Source organism: Moritella sp. JT01 (assembly GCF_001574435.1).
Taxonomy (GTDB): Bacteria; Pseudomonadota; Gammaproteobacteria; order Enterobacterales; family Moritellaceae; genus Moritella.
In genome coordinates, this window is sequence record NZ_LOCN01000004.1 from 188823 (window position 1) to 201774 (window position 12952).

Here is a 12952-nt window from a genome sequence, read left to right on the forward strand (position 1 = left end):
AATACGCAGTTATAAAAAAACCAGACTACCTACCGATAGTCTGGTTTATTTTGTTCAGATTTACCGATATCGGTAACTATGACAACAAAATAATCAAATAGTTATGATTTATATCGCATCCATTTGATCTAATGGCCAACGCGGACGTGCTGTGATCTCTAAACTGTCATCACCACCGTGACGTAGACGTTGTAAACCAGCATATGCGATCATCGCCCCGTTATCAGTACAGAACTCAATACGTGGGTAGAATACTTCGCCGTGTTGCTTATCCATCATCTCAGCTAATTTAATGCGTAAGTATTTATTGGCACTGACGCCACCAGCGACAACCAGACGTTTAATCCCAGTTTCTTTGATTGCCCGTCTTAACTTAATCGAAATGGTATCTACAACCGCTTCTTGGAATGCAAACGCAATATCCGCACGGGTTTGTTCATCAACGCCATCAGCACCCGCTTCTTCTGCTAATTTCTTTTCTTTGGCAATGGTATTCGCCGCGAATGTTTTTAACCCCGAAAAACTAAAATCTAAACCCGGGCGATCCGTCATTGGACGGGGGAACTTATAACGTCCCGCTACACCGTTATCTGCTAATACAGATAATCTAGGTCCGCCTGGGTAATCTAAGCCCAGTAGTTTCGCGGTTTTATCAAATGCTTCACCAGCGGCATCATCAACAGATTCACCCAGCAATTCATATTGCCCAATGCCATCAACACGCACGATCTGCGTATGACCACCCGACACCAGCATCGCTAAGAAAGGAAAATCAGGGGTTTTCTCTTCGAGCATTGGCGCTAACATATGACCTTCCATATGGTTAATACCTAATGCCGGAATATCCCACGCATAAGCGATACTACGACCAACCGTCGCACCCACCATTAATGCACCAACCAGTCCAGGACCCGTTGTATAGGCAATACCGTCAATATCATCTTTAGTACAGCCCGCTTCTGCTAATGCGGCCTTAATCAATGGAATAATTTTACGCACATGATCACGTGACGCTAATTCCGGTACCACACCGCCATAATCGGCATGCAGTTTTACTTGGCTATAAAGTTGATGAGCCATTAGCCCTTGTTCATCACAATAAATTGCAATGCCGGTCTCATCACATGATGTTTCTATTCCTATTACGCGCATTTTATTCATTCACCTTATATATGACTGCACAATAGTACCTGCGCTATACTTATTTCTCCAGCGCCAAATTATTACGCTTTACATTTAATCACGTTCTAGAGTACAATTCGGCACCATTTTTATAGAATTTCTATAAAAATATTTTTAGGTTCCAGATAACTTGGAACTATTAAACCTCAAGGTTGGAAGAAAACATGCCAGTAATTAAAGTACGTGAAAACGAACCGTTTGACGTTGCACTACGTCGTTTCAAACGCTCTTGCGAAAAAGCAGGTATCTTGTCTGAAGTACGTCGTCGTGAGCATTACGAAAAACCTACTACAGTTCGTAAACGTGCTAAAGCAGCAGCGTCTAAGCGTCTAGCTAAGAAACTGTCTCGTGAAAATGCACGTCGCGTACGTTTATACTAATCCCTATTAGTATAACTACTGTATGCATTTTAGGCATATCCCACAGAGCAAGTTTTTGACTTAGTCTGCTGAAGATAACGCCTATTAACAAGCCGTGAACTCCTAGAGTCACGGCTTGTTTGCTTTTCAAGACTCATAAAATTTATTACCCTAGTCTTATAACGATGCCAGTACATAACTGATTTATTCGCAACCATGCTAAGTCACGTATTTACTGTAATTGTTACTGTCATTGCAATTAGCAATCATCTTCACACTCATTAGTTAGGTACATATGGCCGGTAGAATACCTCGCGACTTTATCGATGGCTTGATAGGTCGAGCTGATATCGTGGATATCGTCGAAAAACGCATAAAGCTTAAAAAAGCAGGTAAAAACTACCAGGCTTGCTGCCCGTTCCATAATGAGAAAAGCCCTTCTTTTACTGTCAGCCAAGATAAACAGTTCTACCACTGCTTTGGCTGTGGTGCGCACGGTAACGCCATTGGCTTTTTAATGGAGTACGACAACCTTGAGTTTGTCGAAGCCATTGAAGATCTTGCTGGTTTTTACGGTGTCGAGGTGCCTAGAGAAGAAGGCGGAAATCAGGGTCCGAGTGCCCCTGAGCGTAAAGATTATTACCAACTACTCGAAAGTGTCACGCGCTTCTATCAGTACCAGTTAAAAGAACACCCGAATAAACGTGTGGTTAATGACTATTTAAAGCAACGCGGATTGTCTGCAGAAGTCATTACTAAATATGCAATTGGTTACGCTGCCCCAGGTTGGGATAACGTATTAAAACGCTTTGGCCGTGACAAACACACCGAAGAACAGTTGCTCACCACAGGTGTATTAATTGAGAACGAAGGTCAATCACGTCGTTACGATCGCTTTCGTGAACGCGTCATGTTCCCGATCCGGGATAAACGTGGACGTGTAATTGGTTATGGTGGTCGGGTACTCGGTGATGAAAAACCAAAATACCTGAACTCACCCGAAACGCCGATCTTCCATAAAGGTAAAGAGCTTTATGGATTATACGAAGTACGCCAAGCATATAAAGAGATACCCAAAATTGTCGTGGTTGAAGGGTATATGGACGTGGTGGCATTGGCACAGTTTGGGATTGATTATGCAGTCGCGTCACTGGGAACATCGACATCTGGCGATCAGATGCAGACCTTATTCCGTAATACCAATGAAGTGATCTGTTGTTACGATGGTGATAAGGCCGGTCGTGCTGCCGCATGGCGCGCACTCGAAAATGCCTTACCGCAATTACGTGATGGTAAAGATCTTAAATTTGTATTTTTACCCGATGGGGAAGATCCCGATTCATTAGTCCGAACTCAAGGTAAAGATGCACTTGAGCAACTGTTTAAAGATGCACAGACCTTACCGGACTTTTTATTCAGCCGTCTAAGCCAAGATATCGATACCCATACCGATGTCGGGCGTAGTAAATTAGCCAGCCAAGCCAAACCGCTAATTGAAAAAATGCCTGACGGTTTCTACCGTGGTATCGTATTAAAGAAATTAGCCCGTTTCTTAGCTTGGGATGAAGCTAAGTTAAATAAGCTATTTACCACGTTAGCAACCACGAAGCCGACCAAAAAAACGATCCAAATAACACCGATACGCCGCGCGATTGGTTTATTGTTACAAAATCCCCAGATCGGTTTTAACCTACCGGTATTCGATGATTTAAAGCAATTAAAATTACCCGGTATTAATATTTTATTAAAATTATTAGCACAAACAAACAGTAGCGATCAGATCAATACCGCACAGTTATTAGAATATTGGCGCGATACACCAGAGCAGAAAGCACTGATAAAACTAGCAGTTTGGGATCATGGCGCAGATGAAGCGGTCGAAGCAGAGTTTTTCGATACTTTATTTGTTCTTTCAACACAAGTCATCGAACAACGTTTCAGTGAACTACAATTGAAATTAACGCAAGGTGGCTTGACCAAAGCTGAGCGTTTGGAATATAAAAGTATTCTCGATGAATTAAAATCATCATAATGGCTTGAAATATGATCCATTAAACCCCATTTAATGATCTAACAAAAAAGGTCGAGTTAAATCGATTTATAACGCTGAGTTAAAAGCTTTCGCCTAATATAACGTGATAATAGTTAAAATTACGCACATTTTGACCACATAATTTTACCAACAAGTAGAAAAAAGCACCGTTTAGCACTATACTGCTTTGTTTGCGCAGTGCTTTTGCGTCTGTATCTTTGAACCACGTCACCGGAGTGGAAGTATTCTATGGAATCCCCTCAATCACAATTAAAACTTCTTGTAGCTAAAGGTAAAGAACAAGGTTACCTAACATATGCAGAAGTAAATGATCACTTACCACAAGATATTGTGGACTCAGATCAGGTTGAAGATATTATTCAAATGATCAATGACATGGGTATTCAAGTGCTAGAAACAGCACCTGATGCAGATGATTTGTTGATGGCAGAAAATACAACGGCGCCAGATGACGATGCCGCAGAAGCTGCAGCCGCAGCGCTTGCTTCTGTAGAATCTGAAATTGGCCGAACTACCGATCCTGTACGTATGTACATGCGTGAGATGGGTACCGTTGAATTATTGACTCGTGAAGGCGAGATCAAAATTGCCAAACGAATTGAAGAAGGTATCTATGCGGTACAAACTGCCGTTGCAGAGTACCCAGAAGCAATTAACTCGTTATTAGCTGAATATGACAAGTTCCTTGCTGAAGAAACACGCTTAAGTGACATCATCACTGGTTTCATCGATCCCAATGCAGACGATGTTGCACCAACAGCAACACATATCGGCTCTGAAGTTCCAAACAAAGACGCTGCTGGGTCTGATAATACTGATGATGACGAAGAAGAGGAAGAAGGCAACAAAGGCCCGGATCCTGAAGAAGCAGCTGAAAAATTTGCCGAATTACGCAAATATCACGTAGCATTCCTAAAAGGCATTAAAGACGACGGTTTAGAACACCCGAAAACACGCCTGCACGTTGAAATGCTAAGTGAAGTATTCCGTACTTTCCGTCTGATCCCAAAACAGTTTGATCGCATTGTAAATAGCATGCGTGACATGATGGATCACGTACGTGTTCAAGAACGTCTTGTCATCAAGATGTGTGTTGAACAATGTAAAATGCCAAAAGCAGCATTCGTTGAAGCATTTGCTGGCCACGAAACTGACATTGCTTGGTTTGAAAAAGCACAACAATCAGCGGCACCTTATGCGCAAGCATTACAACGTATCGACTTTGACGTGCGCCGCTGTATTAACAAGTTAAAATTAGTAGAAAGTACTACTGGTCTGACTATTTCACAGATCAAAAATATCAACCGTCGTATGAGTATTGGTGAAGCGAAAGCCCGCCGTGCGAAAAAAGAAATGGTTGAAGCGAACTTACGTCTAGTAATTTCGATTGCAAAAAAATACACCAACCGTGGTCTACAGTTCCTCGATTTAATCCAGGAAGGTAACATCGGTCTGATGAAAGCCGTAGATAAGTTTGAATACCGTCGTGGTTACAAATTCTCGACTTACGCTACATGGTGGATCCGTCAGGCAATCACCCGTTCTATTGCTGACCAAGCGCGTACAATCCGTATTCCAGTGCATATGATTGAAACAATCAATAAACTGAATCGTATTTCGCGTCAAATGCTGCAAGAGATGGGCCGTGAAGCAACGCCAGAAGAATTGGCTGAGCGCATGATGATGCCAGAAGATCGTATTCGTAAAGTATTGAAGATTGCTAAAGAGCCAATCTCAATGGAAACGCCTATCGGTGATGATGAAGATTCTCACTTAGGTGATTTCATTGAAGATACAACGCTTTCTTTACCAGTTGACGCTGCAACAAAAGATAGCCTTAAAGGCGCGACAGACGACGTTCTAGCAGGCCTAACAGCCCGTGAAGCTAAAGTACTGCGTATGCGTTTTGGTATCGATATGAATACAGACCACACACTTGAAGAAGTGGGTAAACAGTTCGATGTAACGCGTGAGCGTATTCGTCAAATTGAAGCAAAGGCATTACGTAAATTACGTCATCCTAGCCGTAGCGAACAACTACGTAGCTTCTTAGACGAATAATTGAACAGTTAGTGGGTTTCTTGTCTAAGTTATTGAATATAGCCTAGACATGCAGAAAGTATACTTATATACTTTCTGCATCTTAAAGCGTCGTAAGAACGTTTGAAAGATCAGGGCCCTTAGCTCAGTTGGTTAGAGCATCCGACTCATAATCGGCAGGTCCCCAGTTCAAGTCTGGGAGGGCCCACCAAATTTTAGAACACTTGATGGCAACATCAGGTGTTTTTTTATGCCTGTAAGAAAGTGACTCTTGTCTATCTCTGGTACTAAAAACTCAATCAGACTGGATTAATTCAATCACTCAATCAAAAAACCTAATCAAATTACCACAGCACTAAATTTCCCTCAGTAATCTAATATTAAATATCATCACTTATATTCATTAGCGCAATCAATCTGCATACCAAGTAACACCAGCCAATTACAGCACCAGTTTTCTCACCTATAACACAACAAAAATATAACCAACATTCCTTTCCATTGGATTCAGATTATTAATATATATTTAATTTATTAACCTAATGAAATAGCGCTAGTAAACTCGGATATGAGTAAGCCAAAATACGGATAGAATCGAATGTTGAATGAGTATGACCAATTGCCACGGATGGTAATTGGTCTGTTATATCTCAATGCTATTCATTTAATCGAATCACTACTCAATCCAGCCAGCTAGAACAAGCCATTAATTCACAGAATGGTATATTCATGCTCATATCGTTAGTTCTGCCGTTACGGGGGATTTTAGGGGGCTATCTAGTCGTGATTAACAGGTGAATCTAACGGCCAATCTCAATCAGAAATACAATTCAAAAAATAAAATCAGCCTAGTGACGGCGACGTCGAGAATCACATCTAATGATTAGTACTAAATTACCATCGAGGAAAATACAAAAATGGTACAGAAAGCCTTTCTCTGAATGATAAAAATCCGAATGCCGACTCTAGGTTATTCTGCTTCCACCTATTGAATAATCTTATAATTTCTTTTAATTTCAATTTATTAATGTATTTCATTATCATAGTTTAGTGATTATAATTTGCCATTCATTATATTTACTAGGATGTTTATAAATGACAACGAATACAGCCCCCTACCCGGTTGAATTATTAAAAATGCCACGGCAAGGAAGATGGGAATTCCCATTGCATTTTTTAACTGGTCAGTTTTATACGTGTTTTTGGCTCTGTGTAAGGGTTGCTGAATTAAATCGATTTACTTCCCATAAGTTCATTGCTTGGTTGTGGTTTTTTGTGCCATTCGTACCTTTTTTTCAACCTTTTGCTTTTTTTGTTCTCAATCAAGAACTATCCAAACTTGAGGATCAAAATAATGTGACTTATAAAAAACCATATTATTATTTAGCGGTCACTATTATTTTTCTTTGCACAGTATACATGTCGAGTAATGGGGAAAGTGAATGGGACATTTGGTTCACAGGGGCTTCATTATTCATTTCTTCCATTGCTTATCTGGTCATTAATAGTCGTATAAATCAGTTAAAGCTGGCATTAAAGAATGTTGAATTTAAGGGTAAAGATAAGGGCTATAGTATCTTTGAGTGGGTGTTGGTGACTGGAATAGTCAGTTTAATTATTGGCTTTATTGCATACATTAAATTTTACGAATCTTATTTAACGGATATTAAAATACCGACTTTTAATCATATTCAGACATATAACAATAACGATATCTTTCATCATCCTAACGACGAATACAAACTCACATTTAGTGGCGATAACTGGCAACAAGTGTCGTTGGGTAGCATTTCCGATGGCTCAGCTGAATATGAATTTGTAAGCTCTTTGGATAGTGGCTATTTTATAATTTTTAAATTTAAAAATAATCAAACTATTGATCAATTAATAAATAGCCGTTTGCAATGGATAGAGGAAGTAACTGACTTACCTGCATGTAGCGAAAGCCGCTCTTTTATAGCTGATAGCACATTTATTAAAGCAAATTTAGTCTGTAAGAGTACAGTAACAGACAGCTATCAATGGTCATCGGTTACCTTGTTAGAGGGGCCGAAGTACACCTATGAACTGATAGGGAGATTTGAAGCACCTAAGTTGGCATATGATCGATGGGAAAAGCATTTTGCTTTAATGGCTACGGAGTTTAGCAATGAAAATTAGTATACGATTTTTACTCATCATATCCTTGATTAGCTGTTTTTCACTATCTGCCAGTGAATTGATAAGCTGGGAACTGACGGATAACAGTGACAATATTACTTATGCAAAGCAATTTTTAACGCATTCTGATAAACCTGGTGAAGCAGAAAAAATTAAGCGTTCTGTTGATGTTATTTTCAGTCAAAATGAGGTTTTAGAAAAACATCTCGAAATAACTTATTTCCCCCGCTCTATCGATATTGAAAACAATGGCACAGCGGTTATTTACCTCAACTCGAAAACTCAGCAGTTACGTATTAAGTCAGTCGTATCTATTTCTAGTAAAGGCAAAATTAAACAGATAACGCCGTCTGCATTAAGGATTCTTGACACCAACACAGTAAATGCATTTAATGATATTAAAGAAGTTGTATTGACTATTCCTGCTTTAGAAGAGGGCAGCTTGTCGGTGGTAGATTATGAGATTTCTACTGATCGCAGGGTTGAAGAGTTTAACTGGTCAAAATCAATTTATACCGAGAGTCGTTTACCTATTCAATTATCCCTAGTGACAGCGAACTGGCAAGGTAGTGAAGAGATGCATTGGGCAAACCAATCTGACTCTATGAACTGTGTTGAAAACAATAGAACATTGATATGTCAGGGTCAGGATATTGCAACTTTTGAAGGGGATAATAATATTTATTGGCGTGATGAAATAGGTATTATCTCTCTCGGTGGATTGGCTAGCTGGAATGAAGTGGTCACACTTATCAGTGCCAAAATGGACAGTGCTGAAAATAATATACTGGGTATTGAACATGTCCTAAAGACTAAGATCGTGAATAATGGTATTGAGAGTGCTATTTATAGTGCATTAGAGTTTGCTGCGAGAGATATTCGTTATGTATCAGTATCCGAATTGGGTAATGCCATTACACCTCATGAGATTGCAAAGACATTAGAGAATCGTTACGGTGATTGTAAAGACAAGTCAGTATTATTGAAGGCATTGTTAGATAATTTAGGCATAAAATCATATTTGGCATTGGTTGCAACAAACTACACGGACGCTTCACGATTTAAATTACCTTCATTAGAAAGATTTGATCATGTCGTTGTGTGCTTTGAATTAAACGGAAAACAGTATTGTGTTGACCCGACAGATTTTAATACTAACTGGCAATACACCCCTTCTTGGATCCAGAATAAAGTTATCTTACCTTTGAAAAAAGGCAGTCAGCCTCAGAATATGATTAACAGCCAGTACCGTTGGAAGTTTGAAACAGATACCCATACCATTTTTACTAATGATGGTGGACAGGTTGAAGAGCAAAAACGTTATTATATAGGGGAATATGCCTCTTACTACAGAAATACCTTACATGAAAAGACAGCTAACGCGAGAGAAGAGTGGTTAACTGAGCAATATAAAAATGTAGTGTCTGAATTAGGTGAAAAAGAGTTTGAAGTTCAAAATATAGAGTCGATGGGGGACAGCGTTAATATTAATTCCCGAGTAGTTTACTCTTCTTTGCTTGATGTTACTGAAGACTTAACTTATACAGAAAACGATGCGTGGCTGAGGAAAGAACTGCAATATTTGAAGTTAACAAATAAAAAATATGATGAGTTTGTGCAAGGCATCTTGGTTGAAACGAGTATGCTCTTTGATACAAATAATATTTGGAAATTAAAATATGTAAGTCCGAATCTGGAATTGAACCATAAGTTTGGGTCTTTAAACCGATTGGTGACCAAAATATCAGATAATCGAATGAAGGTTGATACTAAACTAGAGATCGCATCGCAAGTGATAGCATTAGAAGATATTGAAGCATTTAATGGGTTTATTAATAAGTTATTAAGCCAGTCAAGTATCAATTTTCAAGCGACGAAGTGAATAGACTTACCGTAATAAATAACTAATTAATTGTAAATAATAGCTCAGATTTAATCTGACAGTTACCCATTTTTGATACGGTGCCTGTTAATTTAAATTTGAGCTAAATCCTTTTCAGCCCAAATCTGTTTCCCGTCAAGTGATATTTGAACCAATACATCTAACGTCATTGTCCACCTCTAATCTAGGGCCTAACGCTGTTGTAATATCAAGTGATCTAATTGTTAATATGGCATCATCACATAACGGTTTTTATCACGCCCTATTTTGCTTACGATTAGTGATGATAGACAAAGCCGCCATAAATATATTTGGTGGCTTCGGCACCGAGCACTAACACTTTATGACCCGGCTTTAAAATACTGGATCGTCTTAATTTATCTAAACTTACCCAAATAGCAGCTGAGCCTAAATTACCTAATTTGTCTGCATCTACAATAATTTTATTTGGATCTAAACCTAGCTCATCGGCAAACATCTTAGCTAAATGACCATTAACTTGATGTGGTAAAATAAAATCAAAGTCAGTAATTTTATAACCTCGGTCTAGCATTGCTGTTAAGCCATTTTTAAATAATTCAGCACCTTGTGCTTTCACATCTTTAGCATGATGAAAGAAATGAGGAAAATCATTTTCACAGCGAATATGACTCGCGCCACCGCCACTAATACCAAAGCCAGGCTGCTTGCCATTTCCAATATGTCCTAAGTATATGTCACTGATAATCTGGCTTTGGCTACCATCATCTTTTCCTAATATGACAGAACCAGCGCCATCCCCCATTTGCATACAATTAATCAATTGTTCTTGATCTAAAAATGACTGAGTAAAATCAACATACAAGGAGCCGACTTCACTGCCAAGAATGCCAACGGAGTTCAGTTCAGTTTGACTCGATAGCAAAGCTGCGGCGGTCTGCAACGCATTTGCAAATCCACAGCATGCTTGACGAAATTCCATATAAGGACCTTCATGCCCTAACGCATCAGCTATCCAAGCAATGTTAGGCGGTAATAATGTATGCGGGCTAGTAGTATGACCGATGAGATAATCAAGGATTTGTATTTCATTATTTTTGTGTGACCGATTTGTAGATAGTAAGGCTTTGTTGATGCTTTCAATGCCTATTTCTAACCCTATATTAGAGTTGTTAACTGTTGCATGTTGCGAACCTCGCGCCCAATGGCGACTTGTAATACCAAAATACTGACTTATTTTTTGTGCTTTTCTCGCAGTACGTTCACCCATTGTATTTTTTAATAATACATCCAAAGCCTGATTATCAATTGCAGGTCCGGGTAAAGTAGACCCAGAGCCTAATAGTTTCACTCGATGCTCATTAAAAAAAACCGTCATAACTAATTTGTTCCTTTAATATATCTCAAGTATTTTGAGGATCTATTTGTGAAAATAATTTACGGCTATCAACTCCTAATACTTCAAATGATGCTTGCTCTGTTTTTAATAAATTAACTAGGTTTTTCCTTAAAACATTTATATTATCTTGATTAATACTCGGGTCACCGCCCAATAAAATAATATGTTTTCGCGCTAAACTGACGTGACGAGATTCATCGTGTTTTATGAAAGAAAAAAGCTGACTTATAATATGTGATGCACCTAGGTTGGAACGAGACATCGCGGTCATGATCAATGCAACATAACCATCGAGGCTGCGTATAGTGGCAAAGTGCTCCACTACAGACGTCGCCTGCCCTATTTTGGTATAAAATAATTGCGCTTTTCGCTTTATTTTTAATGCATCTTTTGGTGTAGGTAAAAACGACACTAACATTTGTAATGCTTCTTCATGTGCATTCTCATCTTTTTGTATCGTAATTAAATCTGCACTACAAAGCTTAAAGTCATCTTGCTCAATCCGAACAATTTCTTCCCCAAAAACAAATTGTGCAGATTGTTCCCCACATAATAATAACGGTACTAATCGTGACAAAGCATTTTTTTGTGCATCATCTAGAATGCATTTTTCCATTTCAAATTGAGTTGACCAAGGTATAAACCAAGCAGGGTAATCCCCCTCAGGTACAGCATTAATAGCAGGTGTAAAACAGCGATATTGCTTTATATTCCCAAAATTATTACTTGTCATGTCTATCCTTTGCGGTCAATTTCAGATTCAATATACTTAGCTCAATATATTTTTATCAAAAAAATAAAAGGAATTAATTTAACATTGAAAAAAGCATCACTAAGCCAGATGATCAATGTAATTTATTATTTTGTTTTAGGTCAATAAGATAAGGCAATCGTAATAAAAACGTTACACTTATGTGTCAAATTAAACATAAGTCGGCAGGAAATCAGTGTTGTCACTATCAGTGCTTAGCATAAATTTACTACGTTAAATCAGTCATTTAAAATTAGCGCATCACTACTTAAGTTTAACTTCGGGGGTGGCGGAGATATATTTGATGATTCTATCCATTTAACTTCAGCTGTTAATCACGACTAGATTACGTGAATAGCATTGAAATATAACAGACCAATTACCCATATGATCACATTTATGATTATATCGTCATTAATCTTTGTAGTGATTGGTAGTTGTTACGGTTTAGGCATGTTACAAATATATAGAGTCAAATCATAATAATAGACAACATACATTATTCAACATAAATACAAATCACGAGGGAATGTGGCATGGGGAAACAATTTTCGGCATTAACAGAACAACATATTGAGTTTATTGGCAAGCAGCGCCTTTATTTTGTCGGCACTGCAGCTGATACTGGCAATGTGAACCTTTCACCTAAAGGTGGAGACTCCCTTCGTGTGATCGATACAAACACCATTGCTTGGCTTAACCTGACGGGCAGCGGTAATGAGTCAGCTTCTCACGTGATCATAAATCCACGCATGACAGTTATGTTTTGCGCTTTTGAAGGGGCACCTTTGATCCTTCGTGCTTATGGCAATGCAAAAGTAATCCATCAAAAAGATCCTGAATGGGATAAATACTGCGCGCTATTCCCACACAGTGTTGCCGCCCGACAAATATTTATTTTAGATATCGAAATGGTTCAATCATCTTGTGGCAAGTCTGTACCTTACTTCAATTATAATGAAGATCGCGATGACTTAGCTAAATGGTCTACTCGCCAAGGTAAAGAGGGTATTGAAAAATACTGGGTGAAGAAAAATCAACAAAGTATTGATGGTTTTGAAACTGAAATCGTTGAACGAACAGGGATTGATATTAACGCGAACGCTTAAAGAAAAAATCTGAATGCGAATCAGGGTGATATCTAAGT

The 12952-nt window shown here is 38.7% G+C and carries 9 protein-coding genes and 1 tRNA gene; 7 read left to right on the forward strand and 3 right to left on the reverse strand.

What is annotated here, in order from left to right:
• Nucleotides 1–108: 108 nt before the first annotated feature.
• On the reverse strand, nucleotides 109–1152 hold the full coding sequence (tsaD, locus tag AKG98_RS04405) for a tRNA (adenosine(37)-N6)-threonylcarbamoyltransferase complex transferase subunit TsaD (protein ID WP_067041940.1): 1044 nt from the start codon (nucleotides 1150–1152) through the stop codon (nucleotides 109–111).
• Between the two features lie 194 nt (nucleotides 1153–1346).
• Between tsaD and rpsU the strand changes: the two genes are divergently transcribed.
• From rpsU to AKG98_RS04435, 6 genes are all read left to right on the forward strand, one after another.
• Nucleotides 1347–1562 carry a 30S ribosomal protein S21 gene (gene rpsU, locus AKG98_RS04410; protein ID WP_006032380.1) on the forward strand — a complete coding sequence of 72 codons (216 nt, stop codon included), beginning with the start codon at nucleotides 1347–1349 and terminating at the stop codon, nucleotides 1560–1562.
• A gap of 274 nt (nucleotides 1563–1836) precedes the next feature.
• Nucleotides 1837–3573 (forward strand): DNA primase, encoded by a 1737-nt coding sequence (gene dnaG, locus AKG98_RS04415; protein ID WP_067041943.1) that lies wholly within the window; start codon nucleotides 1837–1839, stop codon nucleotides 3571–3573.
• Between the two features lie 249 nt (nucleotides 3574–3822).
• A complete protein-coding gene (gene rpoD, locus AKG98_RS04420; protein ID WP_067041946.1) occupies nucleotides 3823–5655 on the forward strand; it encodes an RNA polymerase sigma factor RpoD in 1833 nt (610 codons plus the stop codon).
• A gap of 113 nt (nucleotides 5656–5768) precedes the next feature.
• Nucleotides 5769–5845, forward strand: a tRNA-Ile gene (locus tag AKG98_RS04425).
• Between the two features lie 884 nt (nucleotides 5846–6729).
• Nucleotides 6730–7794: a hypothetical protein gene (locus AKG98_RS04430; protein WP_067041950.1), complete on the forward strand. Its 1065-nt coding sequence runs from the start codon at nucleotides 6730–6732 to the stop codon at nucleotides 7792–7794.
• Nucleotides 7784–9676 carry a DUF3857 domain-containing protein gene (locus AKG98_RS04435; protein WP_067041953.1) on the forward strand — a complete coding sequence of 631 codons (1893 nt, stop codon included), beginning with the start codon at nucleotides 7784–7786 and terminating at the stop codon, nucleotides 9674–9676. Before AKG98_RS04430 ends, AKG98_RS04435 begins: the two co-directional genes overlap by 11 nt.
• 277 nt (nucleotides 9677–9953) lie before the next feature.
• Here AKG98_RS04435 and AKG98_RS04440 read toward each other — a convergent pair whose 3' ends face one another.
• Both AKG98_RS04440 and AKG98_RS04445 read right to left on the reverse strand, forming a co-directional pair.
• Complete coding sequence (locus tag AKG98_RS04440) at nucleotides 9954–11033, reverse strand: 3-oxoacyl-ACP synthase III family protein (protein WP_067041956.1); 1080 nt, start codon at nucleotides 11031–11033, stop codon at nucleotides 9954–9956.
• A gap of 25 nt (nucleotides 11034–11058) precedes the next feature.
• Nucleotides 11059–11787 carry a hypothetical protein gene (locus AKG98_RS04445; RefSeq protein ID WP_067041962.1) on the reverse strand — a complete coding sequence of 243 codons (729 nt, stop codon included), beginning with the start codon at nucleotides 11785–11787 and terminating at the stop codon, nucleotides 11059–11061.
• Nucleotides 11788–12341: 554 nt separating this feature from the next.
• On the opposite strand from AKG98_RS04445, the gene AKG98_RS04450 reads away from it, so the two are divergent.
• On the forward strand, nucleotides 12342–12914 hold the full coding sequence (locus AKG98_RS04450; RefSeq protein ID WP_067041965.1) for a pyridoxamine 5'-phosphate oxidase family protein: 573 nt from the start codon (nucleotides 12342–12344) through the stop codon (nucleotides 12912–12914).
• Nucleotides 12915–12952 lie beyond the last annotated feature (38 nt).

Excerpts from the sequence above, each read along its gene's own strand:
- AKG98_RS04440 (WP_067041956.1), bottom strand. The coding sequence starts at position 11,033 with ATGACGGTTTTTTTTAATGAGCATCGAGTGAAACTATTAGGCTCTGGG.
- AKG98_RS04445 (WP_067041962.1), bottom strand. The coding sequence starts at position 11,787 with ATGACAAGTAATAATTTTGGGAATATAAAGCAATATCGCTGTTTTACA.
- rpoD (WP_067041946.1), top strand. The coding sequence starts at position 3,823 with ATGGAATCCCCTCAATCACAATTAAAACTTCTTGTAGCTAAAGGTAAA.
- tsaD (WP_067041940.1), bottom strand. The coding sequence starts at position 1,152 with ATGCGCGTAATAGGAATAGAAACATCATGTGATGAGACCGGCATTGCA.
- AKG98_RS04430 (WP_067041950.1), top strand. The coding sequence starts at position 6,730 with ATGACAACGAATACAGCCCCCTACCCGGTTGAATTATTAAAAATGCCA.
- AKG98_RS04450 (WP_067041965.1), top strand. The coding sequence starts at position 12,342 with ATGGGGAAACAATTTTCGGCATTAACAGAACAACATATTGAGTTTATT.
- rpsU (WP_006032380.1), top strand. The coding sequence starts at position 1,347 with ATGCCAGTAATTAAAGTACGTGAAAACGAACCGTTTGACGTTGCACTA.
- dnaG (WP_067041943.1), top strand. The coding sequence starts at position 1,837 with ATGGCCGGTAGAATACCTCGCGACTTTATCGATGGCTTGATAGGTCGA.
- AKG98_RS04435 (WP_067041953.1), top strand. The coding sequence starts at position 7,784 with ATGAAAATTAGTATACGATTTTTACTCATCATATCCTTGATTAGCTGT.